The organism is Pseudomonas sp. CBS (genome assembly GCF_024734645.1).
GTDB lineage: Bacteria > Pseudomonadota > Gammaproteobacteria > Pseudomonadales > Pseudomonadaceae > Aquipseudomonas.
In genome coordinates this window covers 6,611,027-6,631,964 of the sequence record NZ_CP102929.1, presented here as the reverse complement: position 1 = coordinate 6,631,964, position 20,938 = coordinate 6,611,027, and the positions used below count along the sequence as shown (strand labels likewise).

Below are 20,938 nucleotides of genomic sequence, written 5' to 3'. Positions count from 1 at the left end.
AACCTCCTAAGGTTGGAGTATGTGCCCTCTTGGGGGAGGAAGGTCCTTTTGCAAAGTCTCATTTAATCCCCTAGGCCCTAACCGGAACAGAAGTACCTGGAGAGCGGGTCATTGAAACCGCTAGAGGATTCAGGCCCACTCGAAGATTTACAAGTTGGTATGATCACCAACTTGTAACTCGAAAAGGTGAACAGATACTTAGCGAAATCGATACACATGGCATAGCAGAACTTAGAAAGCATAAATTGGTTTGGAGCGGGTGGGGTAAGGATATAAAACTGAATACCGATGATTATAGTGTACAGCCCGATATAGAAACCGGTCTCGGTATTCGCCTAATTGAAAATCTCGATAGCCATAAGCTAAGACTGTTTTTCCTTAGCTTGCTGTGGAGGTCACTATCTACAAAGATCAAGGAGTTTTCGCACTTGGAAAACATAGGCGTTAACTTACGTACACTTGGTGAGGCTATCGCAACTAAGGCGCGCACCCCTGCCAGCTACCACCCTATTATTCTCAATCAGATGGATAGTCGGGGGATAACTCATAATCACACGCCTACAGTTCAAGAAATCGATTTCCCTTTTGAGGGCGGCATTAGGAAGGCGCTTTATTACAGATTTTACATGCAGGGCGTCGTTGCACACATATACCCAGAGGAGTGTGACGACCTGTTTTCAATTGCACCAGTGTCATTTATAGGGGGAGCAGAGTCGTTGTGGGTTTTCACACGACGCTTTGAAAAATCCAAACAATATGTTGATGCATGCGAAATTATGGAAGATTCAGCTCGGAAATGGCCAGGTGCTTTTTAATTTTTGTTGACCCAACTCCAGTTAGTGACGCTTTAATAACGGTTGCAATGCTGGCAAATGCATAACATCCTGACTTAGGTTCATAGATACATAAAGATTAAGCTAACCACAATAATGACAGCACTTCCATCGGCAACGCCACAAAGCCAGACAGCAATTACCAGGATGAGCAGGTGCATTAGATGCTATGTTACCCGAGATTACGCGACCATAAATACCAATCAAAAGTTTAAAGAGTATTAATAATGCCTATCATCGTCCCTGATTTTTCTTGGTATCAAAGTAAGAGCTCCGAAAGAGGTGCCCCATCATCATGCCCCTATGCGAATGTGCACAAGTGCCCAAGGTATTATGCAAGTATATACATGCTTGGTAAAGCTAGAGCGATCACCTCTATGAGTACAAGTAAAGTAGAGGCTTTGGATACCTTCTGGAATGAGTCAGGATTGTTGCCAGTTATTGAGGAGGAAGACACTGGCATAAGTGGAACCGATGAAAGGATAACCTCGCTTTCGAATTTTTGCCCTGAAGTGGCTTTCACTTACTTCCGCCTCTATGCAAGCTATTTAGGCAGATACGTGGATGAAATTGATAAGGATTGTGGGCATAGGGTTGCAGAAAGGGAAAGTATCCCTGGCGATTGGAGATACGAATGGGGGTTTCTATCGGAGTGCCACTATTTGGAATGCGTCGTCTATAATCAGGTTGATAGCTTTAACTTAAAAGGGGTCGGTAATTTTGAAAGACTTGCCCACTCCAATGTTGTAGTTCTCATAGGGCGGATGGAGCAATGTATTGAAAAAAATGACCCTGCGGGGGTTCTACATGCCGCAGCTAACATACTCGAAACAACAGCAAAAGACATCATAAAAAGCGAAAGCATAAACAATCAAACGTTAGGGAGCTTCATCGAGAAATACGAGAAGGATTCATCGCTACCTGAAGACATAAAGAGTGTTGTGGGTAAAATATACGGACTTAGAAATACAATGCCCTTGTCTGGCCATGGCAGCATTCGAGCACCAAGCATCACTATGAAAGATGCAATTATAATTGCTGCTGCCACAAAATTTATTGTTGAAGTCGAATACCGCATGGCAAAAATCTAAAGCGTCAAACCTAGAGTGTTTCGTCATCAGATTCTCAGAAGCTTGGTAATTGTTCGCCGATAACATCATTACGATGCTAAAGGCCATCACCTATTTTCGGTCACTCGCCAGTGTCGCTTATGGGCGATAACGGCCATTTGCAAGTGACCGCTATTAGCCGACTTCTGCCAGTCGCCACGGGCTGTCGCTGGCACCTCTTCCTGAGAGGCCGTTTGTGACGGGCCCCTTTGGCCAAAGCGGTCTTCATCCTGTGTCTACACATTCAGGGCTGCGCACTGCAATGCTGGGGGAAAAACATGAAGCCTGCCGACTACCAAAGCCGGCACCAAATCGAACCTACTTCGAGTCCCCGTAGACGTTCACCAGTGAGCAGCGTAGTGTGATATCATAAAGCCAGTCTTGGGCGTGAACTTGCACACTGATAGTTTCAAAATCGTATTACAAACCTTCAATTCAAAATTTTTTGTGGAAAGGGAGTTCATAGTGGATTTTAAGGATGCGCGATTAAATGCCTATCATCAATGGCCTCAAAGCACAAAGTTTAAAGCCGAACAAAAATTTGATTCGTGTCTTGAGCGCAATGATAACAAGGTTCCTTTCGAAGTTACGAGACTAGGCAGGCCTTCAGATAATAATCAAAGCATTTATATTGGTCACTATTTGGACGGTCTTGAGGCACTCCCACGCCGTCCAGATTATATGTTTGATCATTGTTTTAGGGTTATTGATAGCTCCTCACAGATACGCTATCCAAAAAAAGGTTTGAAAGGCGTAGCGCAAAGTCTGGGCAAGGAATTAGTTAAATCGGCTCCTGCGCACTGGAAGGTCATTACGAACAGTCTTTGCCATAATTTGCCCGCCTCGACATTGATGTACATTGTTAAGCGCATGTGTGAATCGTATGTGCCGCAAAACGATGCAGGGAAGCAGTTTTACGGGAGAGTGGTTGACTGCACTGGAAAACAATTTTACGACGAGTTCATTAAAAAATTTAGTATTGATAAATCTAAAAATATTACGCCAATCCCGTCTGGCGAACTCCTTCAGTCGGCGTCCAGTTTCATGCGGCTTTATCTCTCGGGCGCAGTCGGCACGAAGAAAAGACGAAATATTGCTCCAGCACTTGATCTCACAAAACCCAATAATGTTCCGTCCGATGCCAGCAGGATAGAGTTCTTGCTGTCGATATGGTTATTCACCATGCGAAATGAGCGAGCCCATGGATCAGCATTGAGCCCATTTAAAACGAGCAAGTCTTCATTGGAGCGATATGAGAGTTACTATTTCTCCATGCTCGCGTGTTACATCTTCTCCCTCGGGGCATTGAGTCTTTCGGCCCCTCATATGATCAAGGTATCGGAAATCGAATCATGCACCTTATCAAACACGGCCCTGCAGAATCTTTTCTTCAGGCGAAGTTGAACAGGTCTCGATGGGGAATGCTGCCTGATCGCGAACGGCGGCTTCTGGCCCCAAGCTGCCCATTACTAAAGGCTGCTTTCGGCCAGGAGCAGTCATTGGATAACTGAGACGCCCCCCCTGAGATATTGCTACCAACAAAACAATTGCATGCCTTGCTGGCTCCCTCCTGGCTAACATTGATTTTTTCAGACACGAAAAGGTAATTTAGATACATCACTCGCTGCAACATCGCGATCAAAATCAGCGCGCGCGTAATCACGAGGGTAATAGGAGAAACTTTTTAGCCTAAAGTATGCATCCATGTCCATGTAGCGCCGGGATAGTTCTAGGCTTGCAGCCTCAGCTGAACTTGCATCAAAATCATGACTTAGATGGATCGTCGATATACCGCTTTCATGCGCACTAGTTGAGTCAACCACTCTCGCACCAAGCTCAGACCATTCACGCAAGAGGACATTCGCAGCGATCGGTGGTCCATATGCTATAACAGGACCGACTGAAACCCCCGCAATCGAGTCTTTATGGTTGTCAAGAAACGAGCGCGTTTCGTCAAGCGTTTTGGCCGTTTCCCCGGCATAAAGTAAGACATTTACCTTCGCGAAGATGCCGTAATCCTTGCAGGCCTCAAGTAAAACAGATGCTCGACGAATATAGCGCTCGGGATCCCTCGATTTACGCATGTTTAGGATCTGCGTTGGTGAGGCCGTTTCGAGTCCTAGATCGAGCACTTTCATACCTGCCTCGGCGAGACAAGCAATCGTTTCAGGCGTTAGCACATCAACACGGCTTTCTGTCCGCCACGAGACGTTGAGGCCGCTAGCCTTCAAAGCCTTCGCAAGGCCAGTGCCCCATTTCACATTGGGGACGAACATTGATGATTGAAAATAGGGGCGGATCTCACCCCCCCCATATTGGCCAGAAACAGCTACTAACGCTTTAGCCATGTTCCCCACACCACCTAATTTTTCCAGAGGAATATCTCGTTCCTCGCAAAAGGCGCACCCCATGCCACAGCCACGAGATGCTTCAATGCTCGGTTGATAGCGCTCAAAGCCTGATACCAAGGTGTGGTTTAGGGCGAAATCTGGTTTCGGAGCGGAAAGGATGCGCAAGTCAGGCGCGTCAGTGAGAAGGCTAGCTATTCGCGGCTCTGCTAGGCCTGGGACCAACAGGTCCGCTTCCGGCAGCTTCGCATGCAGCCAGTCAGGATCAGGTCCAACTACCCAACGCCCACCAACAATAATCTTGGCCCCCGGGTCTGAGCGACGCACCAGCCTACAAAAAATCTGAGACCAAGGTAGGGCGTAGTAGCTTGGGATGGATAGCATTATCGGAAAATTGGACGGAAATACCCCTTCTTCCAGCAGCGCACTTATAACCTCGGCGGGTTCGCGGTGCTCGCCATGCACTAAAAGGGTCGAAGTCCCCATGGTATCTAGGGTTGTTGCCAGCGATAATGCACCATAATTAAGATAGAGCTGCCGGCGAGCAAGCATATGGTCGCGTTTTTTGGGCGATAACATACCAGCGGATACGAATATCACTGTATTAGTGCGCTTCATTAAACACCAACTTCTCTTGACTTTACAGCGAAAGGATGAGCATGCCATTTATAAGCATCGAGGGCATTGACGGTAGCGGGAAGAGCGAACAAGTTAAACGACTTGTTGAACATCTTAGAGCTCTTGGACACTTGGTGCTACAGACAAAAGAACCGGATGGAGGGCATTTGGGTAGCGAGGTTCGGGCGATCTTAACGCACTCCGATCGAGACCTCGCCCCAGCAGAGCAATTGTTGCTAGTCAGCGCTGCACGTTATGACCACGTGAAAAATGTCATTCGGCCTGCATTAGCGAGCGGCGAGTGGGTCATCTCCGATCGCTTCGTTGATTCGACATATGCATTTCAAGTCGCAGTGTCCGATGTCGATCTGCATCAGCTGTTCCGCTCAGTCGCCGACGTTGTCGTGGGAACTACGCTCCCCAACTTCACATTCATCCTCGACCTTCCGCTAGAGGTCGCAAGAGCCCGGAGGGACCAGCGCCATGACGGCATCAACGACCCGGCGGAAGCGACGCGGGATTTCGCGGCCATCCGGGACGGGCTATTAGAGGTGGCGATCAAGAATCCGGAGCGTTGTCATATCATCGACGCGGACCAGCAACCTGGCGAGGTTGCACGCGACATCTGGCGAATAGTCGAGCGAGTACTGCGAGACTCTCCGGCAACCCAATGAGCAACCAAAGCCCGTCGCGCCCAATTTGACACCCAGAGTATTCAATGAATCCGCAAACTCGTAACCTACTCATTCAGCGTGTGATTGATTCGCTGGGCATGCTGGCACCCGGTTCCACTTTCGAGCGTTTCGGAGTCATCCTGATTCAGCGGATGTGTGGTGTCACACTGGTTCAACGTGGCTCTTCAGTCAACGGTAGTCCAGTTGGGGGCGCTTTGGACGCTGTCTCCGAAGATGGTCGGATCGTGGTTGAGGCATCGATACAGAAAGGATACTTTTCAGGCGCGATGAAAAAGCCCCGGGACGATCTCGACCATACTCTCTCGCTTGCGCCATTTGCCGAAAATATCTATTTGATGAGCTCGCAGCGCGCGGAAACAGGCGCTATAGAAGCAATGGTAAATTCAGCTTTGCAACAGAGTCGCATGGCTGGGCGGCACCTCCATCTGATGGACAGCCGCGCCATCGCGGAGGCTATCATTGACACACTGATGCTCTGTGACGATGCGATCGACGACCTAGCGGAATATCTGCCCGTCCTTGCCGAGATCCGAGACGATCACCCAGCGTCATTGAAAGTGCCTCTGCTGAGCGAGATTTATGTTAGGAATGAAGCGGTTGATGCAGAACTCGATCAACGGCTAAAAGCATCAGCCTGTGTTGAGATCAGTGGTATTGGGGGTATTGGTAAGTCACAAGCCGCTGCTGCATGCCTATTGCGGAGTGCACACCGCTTTGAATACCGATTCTGGGTCAGTGGCCGGGATATCGACACTATTGAGCGGCTCTCTTCAGTCCCAGTCAAGCGAGGCGGCGCTGAGCGAAATGTTAGCGGATTATTGAAGAAGAATCGCACCTTCTTAGTCGTAGATGATGCACGCCCAAATCTGAAAGTTGAGCAATTAGCCGCTCTCTGCGGGCCAGGCTCTCGGATTTTGATCACTCGGCAGAACCCCTCAAAAGGAGCATTCCCCATGCCACCCATGGAGGAGATGCAAGCTCGTGAATTGCTTGGCAAAGACCTCAGGACCCACCCATCTGAGGAAGAGTTTCAAACGATCTGGAGCGCTGTTGGCGGACATCCTTTAAGTCTAGTTATGCTAAATGCCGCCGCCCACGAAGAGGTGCCGTGGAACGAGCTCGCCGAGGATTGCGCTAATGTCGCTAATATGGAACATGACGGTGCAAGGCTTGCCGACTGTATTGTCGGGCGGCTGAAACCAGTTCTGGAAGAAGAGTTGTGCATGTTCCAGTGGGCAGGTCAAAGTCACTGCGATCGTGAATTTTTCAAGTATGTTATCGGATCACTGCGTTTGAAACCGTTCGAGCGCCATGGTTTAACTGCACCTGAGAGTAAAGCATCAATCCGTGTTCACGATATAGTTTTTACCGCCTTGAACTCGTTAAATTGGCTAACCGAGGAAAAAGCGAGAGTAATTGATAACAAACTTGAAGCGTTCATTCTCCGGCAAATTCGGGCGAATGGGCATGCGCTACAGCTGATCGCATCTCAACTTAAAGGCAAGATCGCTAGCAATGTCAAAAATGGTGATCGGCGCCCAGCCTTCCTTTACACCTTAGCTATGGTCTGGAGGGGCACTGAAATTCAACATGAATTACTGCCTGATCCGCTTGAGGATGCAAGTCGACTCAAACAGCTAGACGCATCCCAAAACGAGGTAGCGATTTTAGTGGTTCTCGAGACCATCGAAGCAAAAGAACGCTATTTACGTCAAACAAAAGGAGAGTCGACGGCCAGAGCATGGCTTGAAACAAACCTGGAAGCATATGACGATCTGGCCGCTATGGCCGGCCTTGGTATTCGCCTAGCTGCTGAAATCAAGTATCACCATGCGAAAACTCTCCATAGTTTGAGGAGATATGGGGATGCGCAACGCTTATTCTTGGAGGTGGTTGCCAGTTACCCGCTGAATGAAGCCAAACTTCAACTGTTGAGATCTTTTGGTCGCCAGCCTCAGGGCTATGAAACTGCTCAGCGATATGCTTCAGAGATAATCGATGCAAAACTGAATAACGACAGCGTGTCCCCTTCGCTGCTAATGGCACTGGGCGACGCCCTAAATGGGGCGAGGCAGACATGGGCAGGCGAACTCCTCAAGCAACATGAGGAGCTATTTTTAGGGGAAGCATTATACAGTGCCGCCATCGGGATACCGCAAGGCTATCACTCCGTCGCAAGCTTCGTTCGCGCTTTGACCTGGCATGCACCAGAACGGGTTAAAATCCTATTGGAGCAACTACCCGAGCCAACCCCTCTGATGTTGGACGATGACCAAAGCCGCGGTGGCTATGCAGAAATCATGCTGCTCGCATCGGACGTCAATGCTGCTGACCTGAACCTGGTCCTAGATGCTTTCGAGACGCTGAAATCGCCAGATCCCTATCAAAAGCGCAAGTGGGGAGAGTCGCTTTATAAACTGGGCCGCCATACAGAGGCAGAAGCTATTTTAGAGTCCATCGAAGCTGGGAGCGGTCGGATATGGCTGGCTCATAACCTCTCGCAGGTGAAACTTGAGCTAGGCAAGTTAGATGAGGCCCTTGACCTCGTCAACGAGTCTGTTGAAGGGGCAAATGGCGCCAACGAGAGGTACCGTAGCAGTTTCCTTCTGCAGCGCGTTAAAGTTAAGGTCGCGCTTGGTCAAGATCCCTCTTGTGACGTAGCCGAGGGTCGGTGCCATACAACAAATACAGGACTTCTAAGTCAGTTTTCCTCATTCGAAACTAGCAGCGCATAGTATTCAAGAAGACGATTTTAGCTCCGTTGATGTGGAGGCTGTATGAACAGGACGGTCTCCTCTACTCAGCTTCAGTAAACTAAGAGTTGCTCCTGCCCTCCTCCTCTTCAATTGAAGCTCCGCACCACTCACACCTGTCACCTAAGTATTCATCATAGGCGCCTTGACACACTATTTGTTGGTCTTCGTCAGCCTGAGCATCCTGCTCGATGCAGTCATTACATAGGTTGACGGTGGGATATTGTTCGGAGGTGCTGTCAGATTGCATATTCCCAAAAACGGTACATGTTTTCATAGTTAACGGCTCCTGGCTGATAAGCCTAGTGTAATCACTGTGAGGCTCAGAAGACACATGTGAACTGGCCCTATATAGGAAAATACTCGATGACCGCTCTTGGCCGTTTTCTGCCTCTCGCAATGGGCAGAAATCGGCCATAAGCAGCCAGTAGGAAATATCCACGAAACCATGGGCGATTCAGTAGTCGACCCAAGCGGCCTGTAGTATGCAACACCTACAGTGAGCACTCTCACATGCCTTGGACTATTTGACCGAGGCAAAGCCATGAACCTAGCCTGTGGGCTGGTGTTGTCAGCCCCTTCCGTACCGCTCCAGTATTTTCATCAGTACAGCATTGGCGTGCGTGAAGTTTTCTAGCTGACCACGAATTTGGTATGCCCACTTTGATCCGTGAAAAAGGTTATTTCTAAGCCGCCAGACGATCATCAGGATGCATAACATGCTTTCGCCGGGGTCGTCACTTTTGCCATTGATGACGCGGCTTACCAACTCGGGGTAGTCCGTTCTACGAAGGTTTAGGTAATCATAGTGATCAGTTGTTTCACCATTCAGGGAGTAACGGTTCCTGAAGTAGGCTAGTGCTTCTTCATACACCTCAGGGTAAATCCTGTTTTCAGCGACCCAGCCGTTGACCCGATCTGAGATGGTTCGTGCCTGGGCAAAGTTGTCCATGACCTGCGCTTCGAAAAGGCTCCAGAGAAAGGAGAAGTCGAAAATGGCCCGGCGATCTTGATCAGGTAGCTCCCTAAACCCCGGTGCATTCGCATATAGCCACCGTTCACTTGCACTTTTTTCAAAATCATCCATGGTTCAATTTCCTGTCGTGTGCGGGCCGTGGATTCGAACTAGCACACTTAAGTCAGACGTTGTGAGCATACTATGTCATAGGCTTGTTCCGAGCGCGGTAGTGGTAGGGCGGTTATCTGCATTAACTGCTATAACGAACCGCGTTCAGCTACGCATGGTAGATGCATCACACGGGCTACCGCCGCCGTGGGAGGCGCATATGACCCACATATCTGGTGAATTACATGGCCAAGCAGCTTTCCCCCGCAGGAGTCATGGCGCTCAAAGAAGCCCTGTGCTCGGTGTACTGGTATAAATCTGAGCTGCGCGGTTTTCTACAGCTTTGTCTCTCCACTCCAGCCATCCTCCCCCGTTTTAACTGGGAAAATTACAAACGCCAAATCGCCTCCGACGTTGTCGATTTTTTGTGTGCGAATCCCGACACCCATCTCGGTGATTTGACAAAAATTTGTTACGAGCTTTGCAAATTGACTGACTTTTCACACCTCCAGCGCTTGGAAGATGGTGCCCAAAAGGTGGTGAAAGCCAAAAGTGCCGTCAACCAGCTCAAATCGTTAGTTGAGCCGCACCAAGACGTCAAAAAAGAGCAAGATGAAATCAGGCGCAGGCAGGAAGACGCCGCGAAGAAGCTTCGCGAAAACGCTGCCGTACGGCAGAAGCTCCAAGCGATCAACACCCGTTATCTGGCTCTGATTGGCTCTGATAGTGCACAGGCCCGTGGCTTCGAACTGGAGCGCGTCATGTATGAGGTGTTCGAACTTTTCGACCTTGACCCTAAAGCTTCGTTTAAGAATCTCGGTGAACAGATCGACGGGGCCTTTTCCTTGGAGGGAACCGAGTATCTGTTCGAAGCCAAGTGGCAAAAGGAACCAGTCAACAAGGCTGACCTGGCCATCTTCACCGATAAGGTGAGAACCAAGCTGGAAAACACCTTGGGGATCTTCCTCTCCATCAACGGCTTCTCTTCAGAAGGCGTTGCCGCACATCAGGCCGGAGGAGCCTCGATATTGCTGGTTGATGGGGGGGACTTGATGGCCATCTTGGAAGAGCGGATCGACTTCGTAAGGTTGCTGCTCCGGAAAAAAAGACATGCTGCGCAGACCGGGCAAATTTACCTTAGCTACTACCAGATGGTTGCCACTGGGGCTAGTTAACCAGACCACAGTTACGAGGTTACCTCGTGCGCAAAATTCAACCCAAGGTCTCAGAACCTATGTGCGGCGCGAATACAGGCGGGGCTGGCGTTTTCAGGCAGCAATTGGCGCTGCAATTCTTGCGGGCAGTGGGTGTTTGACTTGCTCCTTAAATGCGACGCGCCAAATCGCTATTTGGCGGAGCATTGAGACTGTGGTTTGGGTAGTGACCGCTTCTGGCCGAAAGCGGTCTTTCGCGAACAGCCGTTCTCGACCATCACGAATTATTCAACTTATCTCCATATTGTTGGGACAAAAGCGATCTATTCCAAATCAATAAATCCGCCCCTTTCCAACCTAGTTGCCGAAAACACGCTGGGACGCTCCCGCCAAACGACTCATACGATCTCTATCTAACGACCAGCTGAGTTAGAGCTATCCGTCCCAGGCCCGGCTCCCCCTACGAATTTCGGTGGAAGCTGCTTGAGTAGGCACTCTTAGCCAACCAAACTAAAACAACCCCTTGCCCCCTCGTACCAAACACGCTACAAATCCCACCACCAAGTTGTACGATAACCTAAAAATAAATCCCATCCCCGACGATGGCGCCCAATTCCCGAGCCCAACCATGATTCCCCCTGCCCCCACCCAATTCCCCCGCCACATCGCCGTCCTAATCCTCCTCTGCATGGGCTGCGCCTTCGCCGGCAACCACATCGCCGCGCGCGTAGCCTTCGACGACGGCGCCGGAGTCCTCCTCGCAATCCTCATGCGCTCCGGCGGCACCCTGTTGGTTCTGGCAATACTGGTCCTTTACCAACGCCAAAACCTCCGCCTCCCTCCCGGCGCATGGCGCTGGCAAGTCCTCCTGGGCCTGCTCATCGCCACCCAAAGCCTCTGTCTCTACTCCGCCGTCGCCCGCGTCCCGGTAGCGCTGGCCTTACTGGTCGCTAACGTCTTCCCCATCCTGCTAGCCCTGCTCACCTGGGCACTCGGCGGCCCACGCCCCACTGCACGCACGGCCTTGCTGATGAGCCTGATTCTGGTGGGCCTGGTGTTCGTGCTGGACGTACCCGGCCGTCTCTCCGCCAACACCACCCTCGGCCCGGAATGGCTGGTCGGCGTCTCCCTGGCCTTTTGCGCCGCGTTCGTATTCGCCTGCGCGCTGTGGATCACCGACCACAAGTTGTCTCAGGTACGCGGTTCGGTGCGCAGTCTGCTGACGATTTTCATTGTGTTCAGCAGCGTCAACCTCGCCGGCTTGAGCGGTGCGCTTGTCGATGGCCTGAACCTGCCGGCCACCAGTACCGGTTGGCTCGCACTGGCCACGTTGGTGGTGCTGTATGGCACGGGGTTTATCGTGCTGTTCATTTCGGTGCCGCGCCTGGATATGCCGCGTAATGCGCCGGTGATGAACATTGAGCCGCTGGCGACGTTGTTGATGGGCTGGATCGTGCTCGACCAGATGCTCAGCACCGGGCAGGTGGTGGGCGGGGTGATTGTGGTGACGGGGATTGTGCTGCTGACGTATAGCAAGTCGCCCCAGCCGGTCGTCAAGGCTCAGGCTGCGTAGGTCGAGAGGCGAAAAGGAAAAGGGACGGATCTATTTTCAAATGAGTCCGTCCCTTCTTACTGCCGGGCGTGGGGGCGCTTATAGCGGAAATTCCTGCCCTCCTTCAGCCCATCGGCTCGAACCGCCGCCGCTTCAGGAACAACCCCACCCCCAGTGCAACGGCAAAGATCGACAGCAGCCCCAGGTCAAACCCAAACAAGCGGATTTGGCTCACAGCCACGCAGCCGACCGCCCCCATCGCAACCAACAGCACCCCTAGCCATTTGCGAAGCGGGTACGACTTGATAAACCGATCAAGCAGAAAGAACAGCACCAGGGCAACGACCAGTTGGGTAATGTCAGACATGTGTTTCTCCCGTCAGGTCTTGATGATCAGTGTCGAGGCACTGCGTTGCGGGCCGATGCCGCCGTTCACCTGCGCTTCGATGCTGACCAGTATGTCGCCTGCATGATAGGTGGGCAGGGTGTCATTCACATACATGCGCACTCCGGCGCCGACAGGGGCGCCCACGTAAGGAGACGCTATGTATGAGGTGGCGCCAGCGAAGGCCGAGGCCGCAAGGTTGGCGATTTTGGTGCGTTGGGCGTTGAGCACGTCGCCCTGTTGCCGGGTCAGCGGTTTGGAGATGCCGACCATCATCAGGCATGGCAGGTTTTTGGCCAGCATCTTGTCGTACACCTCGACGACTTTGCGGTTGACCTCGTAGTGGGCGCTTTTCGCTTCGCCAAAATGCAGCTCGCTCAGACGTCCGCGTTCGCTGTCGGTGAGGGTGATCTGCGAGACGTTGAACACGATCCCGTGATTGCCCATGTATTGGAAAGTCCCTTCGAACTTCATCGCACGCATCCTTTCGAGCCAAAGGCGGGGATTGTCTAGAAGGAACGCGCCGGATTCAAATCATTTCACCTGGCTGGCAAGGTGTGTTGCCCGCCGTAAGGTGCTGACGGACATAATAATTGTCGAATTCGGTGCTTTCGATGAACTGGAAGCCGTGGCGGGTGTAAAAACGATTCGAGGCGCTGTCTTTGAGGGCACCTACTTTAATCGGGAGTGCAGCTGCATCCGCTACTTTGAAAATCTGAGTGAGCACAGCAGAGCCGATCCCTGATCCTTGCGCGCTCGGCCTCACGTATAAGTGGTCGAGCACGAGTGCATTGGGTTGATGCTTGACCACTACGAAGCCAACCCGCTCTCCAGACACCTCAATGTGATGTGTGTTGTGGGCTTCAAAACCGCTAACAAACCGCTCGCGCGCCCGTACTGGATCAAATCGCCCGAGGCGCTCCAGGCTTTCGCGCATGGCCTCGATTCGGATGGCGACAAGATCGTCCAGGTCGCTTTGTTGAACGCGGACTAACATCACTGGGGAGTTTTGATTGGGTTCGATAGGCATAGGTTGCGCTTCGCCTGGCATGCTGGGATGGCCAGTATAGGAAGATCGGATCAGATCACACTCCACGATTTGCTATCGTGGTCTGACACCCTTTTTTCTTACACAGCCTCAGCCAGCAGCAGACAGTCAGCGAGGTTCCAGTTTTACCGCCCAGGAATGCCCCAAGCCCTGCCCTCAAAAGCGGGGCTTGGGCAGTAGGAGGACGCCCATTTTCGCGTCCGCGAAAACAAAGGAATGACTACATGGACATCGCAACCAAAATGCAGCGTTATCTGGCCCCTCCCGCCTTCCTCACTGCCCTGACCTTATTGATGTCGACTAACGTCGCTGTTGCAGAACCGAATCTCTGGGTGTCTGCCGACCGAGTGGCGCGCCACACCTGTCCGTCCGTTAAATGTGGGGTTGCGGGCCAATTAATGTTCCGCGAAGGCGTCGAGGTTTTGGAGACGAAAGGCGCTTGGGTCCGCATTACCAAGCCCTACTCAGCCTCTTGCTCAGGTGGCATCAGTGAGTACGTGAAGAGTGGTAACTCCGCGTGCGTCGCCAGCAACGGCATTAATAACGGGATGTTCGCAGAGTGGCTGTCTACAAAGTCGCTTACCAAAGACAGGCCTGCCGACCCCGGGGAGGGAGCGACCGGTGACGACATGCTGGTCAAAGACTCGGACGATTACCGTCGCTACCGCGCCCAGTTCACCAAAGCAGCGCGTGAGCTCATAGACAACGGCACCTGCACCGCCAGTGACTTCGAAGAAATCGGCGGATGGATGGCATCCCCTGCCCGAGGTCAAGGTATGTATTTCATGTACTGCGGCGGCATGACCATAGCCAATCGACTATACCTCGACGTGCGCTCGGGCAAAGTGAGCCGCTAGCCGGTTCTGAACAGATCAACTACCTGCAAGCCTAGGTGAATGGGAAAAGAAAATTGGGGTCAGACCCTACGACTCCAAGTTACAGGCATCGAGAACATATAGACAAATATCATACTAAAGGAAATCCAACCTAAGATCGGATCCTCTTTTTCACCAACAACAGGAAGACAGCTATATTTAACGTACTTCATGTGCACATAGACGCATAAAATATTGTAAATCAACATAGCGAAAAATTTTCTCTTTAAAAACCCAGTTCCCGACCATGAATATCTCGCATAAAGCGAAGGGAGATAAGCCAGCATAGTAAAGAACGCATATCCTAGATAAAACAAAACATCACTCAACTTTTTTCCACCCCTGCCACGCATCATCCGCCGTCAATACATCTGCCCCTCGATCAAAAATCAGTCCTCCAAGTAAAGCTTCCTTATAGTCCCTCACATAGTCCAAAGCCTCCGAAAATCCTGGCTTTAAACCATTCTTATGGCGCTACAACTAGATTCAGGGATACGTTTTTTCATATCATTAATGTATTTTTTCGCCAAAAAAAACAGCAGCAACATGAAAAACAAAACCAGAAAAAAGACTTCCCACCATTACTGTAGTGGATGTTGTTTTTCCATGACGCTTATCAAAGCAAGCTAAGGCCAATGTTAAAAAACCAATAAAAAACATTATAAATGACAATGTCGGAACGATAATTGCCATGCCTGTGAATTCATATGATGAGCTATAACCCCGCCCCCTATAGGAAACCGTGGTGTACTGGAAATAAACCGAGCTGATGGACACCATCAAAAAATATAAAGAAATAGTACCGAGAATTACGGGCGCTAAAAATGATATTTCCTTATCGGCGATTTTCTCATGAGATTTTTTTCTGCACGTATAGCAGCGTCCATTTTTCACTCTAAATAATGGCGCACCACTTATTACTTGACAACTTTTGCATGCTTTAGCTTTAGACTTCATTTCTTGAAACATTCCTAGTAAACCAGGGACACCAGGAGTCAATAAGGGTCATGGTTGCGTAGCCTCGTGAATTCTTTCCCACCTGCATTCGCCCGCGTTATCCGAGTTAGTACTTCGTCCCACTATCTGAACTGTACTAGCAGGCCTGCAGCTAATATCCCGGCGGAGGAAATACCCATCATCGTTAGATTGATGAGCAAACGACGCTTCAGGTGAGGGGGGAAGTTTTCAACGTCCACAGGGTTTAAATCGCCCATGCGGATATACGTCTTCGGCCACGCCACCATCCCTGAGATTTTTGACATCTCATAGTGGGACCAAATCAAACCTCTCCTCCCCAGACTCGGCCCCCAAAGATAAATATAACGGCTGTTTTTCAAGGCATTTTTTATCGCGTCCAGATGACAACGGCTCAGGTAAACGCTGTAGGTCAAACTTACAATCGCGAGTAGAAATGGGCCGCCAATGGCAAATATCGCAACCCATGGATTCCAATGGTCGATACTCGTCATGGTTGTGTAGCTTCGTAAATTTTCTCCCCCATGTATTCGCCCCCCATACCTCCGTACTTCGTACCCACCCATGCGCCGGTCCCTACTATGGCTGCAACGCAGACAACACCACCGATACCTGTAGCAAAGCCAAGTGCAGTGCAGACCGAACCACCGACAGAACCTGCTATTCCTCCTAGCACGCCACCACCAGCGGTGGACAATCCAAACTTCCCACCCTCAGTAAACCTAACCTTCTCGCAAGCGGATCCAGAATCCCCGCTACACACCTCCTGAATAGCCAGAAGCGAGGACACCCCACCAATACCAATCCCGATATACCCACCCGCCTTCATATACTTGGCTGCCCGACTCGTCGTCTCCACATGCGTCGCATACCCAGGAATCTGCCCCGGCCCACCGGCCTTGTCCCAGTGATGCACCAAGCTTCGGCTCGAAATACCCAGAGCTGTTTTCAGCTTCGGATGATCGCCCATGGTTGTTTGGCCACGTAGTCGAGTGGAGTTAAGCAAATGCGCATCCAACTGGGCCATCAGCCGCTTGCGTTCAGCAAAAAACTGTAGCGATTTAAGATGCCCATGCTGACGATAGCTTTCCTGATGCAGCCGCTCCATGGCCTGAAGCGTGTCCCGCAGTCGGGTCAGGTGCGTTTCCATTACCACCGCGCTGACGCCAAGCCAGGTTGAGGTGGTACCCATATAACCGGCAATTTCAGCAGCGTGAAGAAACGCGAAATCGGCCTCGTCCGGCGTTAGAGGATCCAGGGACGCCTTGACCTGCTGAGCCGCCTGCATCAGCTGTGCCTCCTGGTAGGTACAGGAAGTGTTTGTCGGATCGCTCAATACGATCAGAGAGCCTGCTTTGACCTCGCCCAGGTTAGGGTTGAGCGCCCTGAACTTGCTCATCACGGCCGGGTTGGCCGTGGGAAAAAGCGTAGTCTCCAGTGCTTCGCGAGTCATGCTTTTGGGCGCCACATAGAAACCCGGTTCCTGAGGCTCCAATCGGTTGAATACCGGTGGGACTGGATTGCCTGAAGGCGCGAACGCAGATTCACGCGGCGCTACGGAGGGGCTGGTTGCCGTTGAATGGGCAGGTTCTGTCGCTCGCCTGGCCACTTGCGGTGCAGCGCTTTCGTTCCGGTATCTGGTGGTGAACTCCGAGGGAATCAGCCGTGCGTTACAGGGGCAATCACTGCGGCTGTCCAGCGTGCCAGCCATCAGCCTGCCATGGCTGTGCATATGCGAAATGCCACCGACAATCCGATAGGTTTCCCCGTCCACCCCACACGTAACCCGATCACCTGCACAAGCATGAAGCACGCCCATTATGTTGATTCTGGGATCACCCTCCAGAACCTCCCCGCCGCAGGTGGTTTTGTCACCTTTGCCAATGAAAAATCCTTCGTTCATTGATGTTTCTCCAGGTGCTCGATAGCGGGCAGAAAGTCCTCGGCCAGCGGCACACCTTCACGCGCTATGAACACGCAGCTGCCTTGGGGCGTATTGATAATTTCGTCGCCATTGCTCAGACGGCTTCCGACCAGCGCAACCTGGCTATTGCCCTCTCCTGCTGCAGTAACGATTTGGGCCTTGCTGCCATCGGCATACACCGCGTAATCGCCTTTCTGCGCGGCGCGTACGTGCTGGCCGTTATCCAACTTGAATTCCCTATGTGTAGTCGCGTGTTGAATCACCCCACCGTTACGGGTTTGGCTGCCCTCGGTTGCCACTCGGTAAATACCAATAGGGGGGTGAGCTTTGGCGTACGCCTGCCGTTGATTCACTACCGCCAAGGCGGCTTCGTCGAAATCGGCAAGTTGCTGCTCCGTGAAGGGCGATTTGTCCAGGATCCGGAGAAATTCAGGGGACACTTCATTGGTATATAACTGAGGCGCTGCATGTTCCATTTTGCTGTCCTTTTCTGCCGTCCAAGCGGGTCCGAACACCGCAAGGGTGTTGCTTCATTGGGTTGGAATTGCGCCTGAGATGCTGCTGGACCGCCCAAAACCAAACAACTAACCGTTCGGCTAGTTCTTGCAAAAAACGAATCGTCAGACGCGCCACCCGGAATTGCCTGTGGGAAAGTCACCCGGCGGCCTCTTCCCTATCGCAATCCTGTCGAATACTTGCCTAATCCTCCGACCTTTCACCCTCCCCATAGCGCCCCCCTGACCTACGGTCTAGAGTCAATCCAAACGCCCGCTAAACTACTCAAACCACGCGCGCGTGAACCATAACGGGCCAACGATGCCCTGCGGCGAAGCCCCACTTCACCGCCCAAAAATACTAAAAAAATGCAAAACCAACCGATGATCAGCGGGTGAGCCATGGAATTACGAATTAACCAGCAGACCCACCAAGTCGATGCAGAACCCGACACGCCTCTGCTCTGGGTCATCCGCGACAACCTGGGCATGACCGGCACCAAATATGGCTGCGGTCTGGCGCAGTGTGGTACGTGCTCTGTGCTTGTGGACGGCAATGTGGTGCGTTCCTGCGTCACGCCGGTCTCCGGTGTGGTCGGTCGGGAGATCACGACCATCGAGGCGATCGAGTCCGATGATGTCGGCAAGCGCGTGGTCGCGACCTGGGTCGAGTATCAGGTCGCTCAGTGCGGCTATTGCCAGTCCGGCCAGGTGATGGCGGCGACGGCGCTGCTCAAGCAAACGCCCAAGCCGAGCGATGCACAGATCGAAGCCGCGATGGTCAATCTCTGCCGCTGTGGCACCTATAACGCGATTCATGCGGCGGTGCATGACCTTGCGAAGGGAGAGGTCTGATGAACGTTCGCATTGATCCCGCTGCCCTGCCTTTGGTCGCGGCGTTGAATGACCCGGTGAATCTGTCCCGCCGTCGTTTCCTGGCCAGTACGGCCGTGGGTGCGTTGGTGATTGGTTTTGGTCTGCCGTTGGGTTCTGGCCGGGTGCAGGCGGCCACTGCGGCGGCGGCTGGTGAGCGCGGTACGCAGGTGCCGGCGTTCCTGGAGATTCGTCCAGATAACACGATTCGCTTGCTCAGCCCCTTTATCGAAGGCGGCCAGGGCACGTTCACGGCGATGGCGCAGATTGTCGGCGAGGAGTTGGACGCCGACCCGGCCACGTTCCTGGTGGAGTGCGCCCCGCCCGGCGAAGCCTTTGTGGTGATGGAAAATGGCATGCGTATCACCGGCGGCAGTATGTCGGTGCGCATGAGTTACCCGACGATGCGCCGGCTGGGTGCGCTGGCCCGGGCGATGTTGCTGGAGGCCGGGGCACAGGCGTTGAAGGTGCCGGTGGGTGAGTTGTCGACCGAGCCGGGCAAGGTGGTACATGCGGCGTCCGGGCGTTCCCTTACCTATGGCGAGTTGGCCGGGCGGGCGATGGACCTGCCGGTGCCGGATGTGGCCAGTGTGAAGCTGCGGGATCCGAGCCAGTTCCGTTGGATCGGCAAGCCGGTGAAGCGTCTGGATGCGTATGACAAGTCCACCGGCAAGGCGCTGTACAGTATTGATATGAAGGTGGACGGCATGCTCCACGCGGCGGTGCAGCATGCGCCCCGCTTGGGCATGACGGTGGGTAGCCTGCGCAATGAGGACCAGGTCAAGGCCATGCCGGGGGTGCATTCGGTGCATCGCCTGCCGGGTGCGGTGGCGGTGGTGGCTGAGCGGTGGTGGCATGCCAAGCGTGCGGTGGAGTCGATTCAGGTCGATTGGCTGGAGCCGACGGCGGATTCGAAAGTGCGCGGGATGCCGAAGGACTTTTCCAGCGACGAGCATTTCAAGCGCCTGGCCGCTGAAACCGGCCCGGCCCGGGATGATGAGAACGAGGGTGATGTGGCCGGTACGCTGGCCAACGCCAAGACCAAGATCGAGGCCACTTACCACAACCAGTATCTGCACCATGCGCAGCTGGAGCCGCCTTCGGCGCTGGCGCGTTTCAATGCTGATGGTTCGCTGGAGATCTGGTTGCCGAATCAGGCGCAGGATATGTTCCTGGCCGATATCGCCAAGCGCACCGGTCTGGCTCCGGAGCGGATTACCCTGCATTCGCCGCTGTTGGGTGGGTTTTTCGGCCGGCATTTTCTGTATGACTCGGCCAGCCCTTACCCGCAGGCCATTGAGTTGGCCAAGGCGGTCGGGCGCCCGGTGAAGTTGATCTGGAGCCGTGAAGAAGAGTTTCTGCGGGATGTACTGCGTCCTGTCGCGGCGGTGAATTTCCGTGGGGCGCTGGACAGCGATGGCTGGCCGGTGGCGATTGAAGCCGTGAGTGCCACGGAGGGGCCGACCGAGGCTCTGGCCGGCAAACAGGGCGAGAAGCTCGACCCGACGGCGCTGGAGGGGTTGTCCGGGAAGTCGTATGCGATTCCCAACAAGCGCATCGCGCAGATTTATGTGAAGGGCCCGGTGATGCTGGGTTACTGGCGCTCGGTGGGTAACTCGCTGAATGACTTTTTCTATGAAGCCTTTCTGGATGAACTGGCTGACAAGGGCGGCAAAGACCCGTTCGAGTTGCGCCTGCATCTGTTGCGGGACAACCCGCGGCTGACCACGCTGCTGAAGGCCGTGGGCGAGTTGTCGGGAGGCTGGAAACGTGGCCCGTTTGTCGCCGAAGACGGCAGCAAGCGCGCCCGTGGGGTGGCGATGGCGTCGCCGTTCGGCACGCAGACGGCGGTGATTGCCGAGGTGTCGATCGAGAACGGGCAGGTCAAGGTGCATGACATCTGGCAGGCAATCGACCCGGGCAGCATCGTCAACCCGGCGATTGTCGAGGCGCAGGTGAATGGGGCGGTGTCCTTGGGCTTGTCCCAGGTGTTGTTGGAAGAGGCGGTGTATGTGGACGGCTTGCCTCGGGCGCGTAACTACGATTTGTATCCGGTGCTGCCGCCTTCGCGGATGGCGCGGGTGCATGTGCGCGTGATCGAGAGCGGGGAAAAAATGGGTGGCATTGGCGAACCGCCGCTGCCAGCCGTGGCACCCGCCGTGGCCAACGCCGTGGCGACCTTGACGGGGCAGCGCATTCGCAGCATGCCGTTAAGCCGCTACTCCTTCACCTGACC

The 20,938-nt window shown here is 53.0% G+C and carries 19 protein-coding genes; 10 read left to right on the top strand and 9 right to left on the bottom strand.

Annotated elements, in window-relative coordinates; all coding sequences use genetic code 11:
- Nucleotides 1-428 precede the first annotated feature (428 nt).
- The 3 genes from NVB75_RS30310 (at nucleotide 429) to NVB75_RS30300 (ending at nucleotide 3,346) form a co-directional block, all read left to right on the top strand.
- The gene (locus NVB75_RS30310) at nucleotides 429-815 is read left to right on the top strand and encodes a hypothetical protein (protein WP_258344662.1); all 387 of its coding nucleotides are present in this window, start codon (nucleotides 429-431) and stop codon (nucleotides 813-815) included.
- A 245-nt stretch (nucleotides 816-1,060) separates the two neighbouring features.
- Complete coding sequence (locus NVB75_RS30305; RefSeq protein ID WP_258344661.1) at nucleotides 1,061-1,924, top strand: hypothetical protein; 864 nt, start codon at nucleotides 1,061-1,063, stop codon at nucleotides 1,922-1,924.
- Nucleotides 1,925-2,407: 483 nt separating this feature from the next.
- A complete protein-coding gene (locus NVB75_RS30300) occupies nucleotides 2,408-3,346 on the top strand; it encodes a hypothetical protein (protein WP_258344660.1) in 939 nt (312 codons plus the stop codon).
- Between the two features lie 185 nt (nucleotides 3,347-3,531).
- Here the strand turns inward: NVB75_RS30300 and NVB75_RS30295 are convergent, their stop codons facing one another.
- Nucleotides 3,532-4,908 (bottom strand): radical SAM protein, encoded by a 1,377-nt coding sequence (locus NVB75_RS30295; protein WP_258344659.1) that lies wholly within the window; start codon nucleotides 4,906-4,908, stop codon nucleotides 3,532-3,534.
- A gap of 41 nt (nucleotides 4,909-4,949) precedes the next feature.
- Here NVB75_RS30295 and tmk point away from each other — a divergent pair, with 41 nt between their 5' ends.
- Nucleotides 4,950-5,582: a dTMP kinase gene (gene tmk, locus NVB75_RS30290; RefSeq protein ID WP_258344658.1), complete on the top strand. Its 633-nt coding sequence runs from the start codon at nucleotides 4,950-4,952 to the stop codon at nucleotides 5,580-5,582.
- A 44-nt stretch (nucleotides 5,583-5,626) separates the two neighbouring features.
- On the top strand, nucleotides 5,627-8,338 hold the full coding sequence (locus NVB75_RS30285; protein ID WP_258344657.1) for a tetratricopeptide repeat protein: 2,712 nt from the start codon (nucleotides 5,627-5,629) through the stop codon (nucleotides 8,336-8,338).
- Nucleotides 8,339-8,927: 589 nt separating this feature from the next.
- Here NVB75_RS30285 and NVB75_RS30280 read toward each other — a convergent pair.
- Nucleotides 8,928-9,443: a hypothetical protein gene (locus NVB75_RS30280; protein ID WP_093199476.1), complete on the bottom strand. Its 516-nt coding sequence runs from the start codon at nucleotides 9,441-9,443 to the stop codon at nucleotides 8,928-8,930.
- Nucleotides 9,444-9,667: 224 nt separating this feature from the next.
- Between NVB75_RS30280 and NVB75_RS30275 the strand changes: the two genes are divergently transcribed.
- Nucleotides 9,668-10,597 carry a hypothetical protein gene (locus NVB75_RS30275; RefSeq protein ID WP_258344656.1) on the top strand — a complete coding sequence of 310 codons (930 nt, stop codon included), beginning with the start codon at nucleotides 9,668-9,670 and terminating at the stop codon, nucleotides 10,595-10,597.
- A 607-nt stretch (nucleotides 10,598-11,204) separates the two neighbouring features.
- Nucleotides 11,205-12,149: an EamA family transporter gene (locus tag NVB75_RS30270; RefSeq protein ID WP_258344655.1), complete on the top strand. Its 945-nt coding sequence runs from the start codon at nucleotides 11,205-11,207 to the stop codon at nucleotides 12,147-12,149.
- A gap of 103 nt (nucleotides 12,150-12,252) precedes the next feature.
- Here NVB75_RS30270 and NVB75_RS30265 read toward each other — a convergent pair whose 3' ends face one another.
- Genes NVB75_RS30265 through NVB75_RS30255 form a run of 3 tightly spaced genes read right to left on the bottom strand, consistent with a single transcriptional unit; the run spans nucleotide 12,253 to nucleotide 13,543 of the window.
- Complete coding sequence (locus tag NVB75_RS30265) at nucleotides 12,253-12,495, bottom strand: hypothetical protein (protein ID WP_177027225.1); 243 nt, start codon at nucleotides 12,493-12,495, stop codon at nucleotides 12,253-12,255.
- A 12-nt stretch (nucleotides 12,496-12,507) separates the two neighbouring features.
- On the bottom strand, nucleotides 12,508-12,987 hold the full coding sequence (locus NVB75_RS30260; RefSeq protein WP_258344654.1) for a hypothetical protein: 480 nt from the start codon (nucleotides 12,985-12,987) through the stop codon (nucleotides 12,508-12,510).
- Between the two features lie 55 nt (nucleotides 12,988-13,042).
- Nucleotides 13,043-13,543 (bottom strand): GNAT family N-acetyltransferase, encoded by a 501-nt coding sequence (locus tag NVB75_RS30255; RefSeq protein WP_258344652.1) that lies wholly within the window; start codon nucleotides 13,541-13,543, stop codon nucleotides 13,043-13,045.
- A gap of 242 nt (nucleotides 13,544-13,785) precedes the next feature.
- Here NVB75_RS30255 and NVB75_RS30250 point away from each other — a divergent pair, with 242 nt between their 5' ends.
- Complete coding sequence (locus tag NVB75_RS30250; protein ID WP_258344651.1) at nucleotides 13,786-14,418, top strand: hypothetical protein; 633 nt, start codon at nucleotides 13,786-13,788, stop codon at nucleotides 14,416-14,418.
- A 528-nt stretch (nucleotides 14,419-14,946) separates the two neighbouring features.
- Here NVB75_RS30250 and NVB75_RS30245 read toward each other — a convergent pair.
- The 4 genes from NVB75_RS30245 to NVB75_RS30230 form a co-directional block, all read right to left on the bottom strand.
- The gene (locus NVB75_RS30245; RefSeq protein ID WP_258344650.1) at nucleotides 14,947-15,393 is read right to left on the bottom strand and encodes a hypothetical protein; all 447 of its coding nucleotides are present in this window, start codon (nucleotides 15,391-15,393) and stop codon (nucleotides 14,947-14,949) included.
- A 122-nt stretch (nucleotides 15,394-15,515) separates the two neighbouring features.
- Nucleotides 15,516-15,905 (bottom strand): hypothetical protein, encoded by a 390-nt coding sequence (locus NVB75_RS30240; protein ID WP_258344649.1) that lies wholly within the window; start codon nucleotides 15,903-15,905, stop codon nucleotides 15,516-15,518.
- Nucleotides 15,902-17,314, bottom strand: coding sequence for a PAAR domain-containing protein (locus NVB75_RS30235; protein WP_258344648.1), 1,413 nt, complete (start codon nucleotides 17,312-17,314; stop codon nucleotides 15,902-15,904). The genes NVB75_RS30240 and NVB75_RS30235 overlap by 4 nt, the downstream gene beginning before the upstream one ends.
- A complete protein-coding gene (locus NVB75_RS30230) occupies nucleotides 17,311-17,811 on the bottom strand; it encodes a hypothetical protein (RefSeq protein ID WP_258344647.1) in 501 nt (166 codons plus the stop codon). The genes NVB75_RS30235 and NVB75_RS30230 overlap by 4 nt, the downstream gene beginning before the upstream one ends.
- A 420-nt stretch (nucleotides 17,812-18,231) precedes the next feature.
- Between NVB75_RS30230 and NVB75_RS30225 the strand changes: the two genes are divergently transcribed.
- Nucleotides 18,232-18,684, top strand: coding sequence for a (2Fe-2S)-binding protein (locus tag NVB75_RS30225; RefSeq protein WP_258344646.1), 453 nt, complete (start codon nucleotides 18,232-18,234; stop codon nucleotides 18,682-18,684).
- Nucleotides 18,684-20,936, top strand: coding sequence for a molybdopterin cofactor-binding domain-containing protein (locus tag NVB75_RS30220; RefSeq protein ID WP_258344645.1), 2,253 nt, complete (start codon nucleotides 18,684-18,686; stop codon nucleotides 20,934-20,936). Before NVB75_RS30225 ends, NVB75_RS30220 begins: the two co-directional genes overlap by 1 nt.
- Nucleotides 20,937-20,938 lie beyond the last annotated feature (2 nt).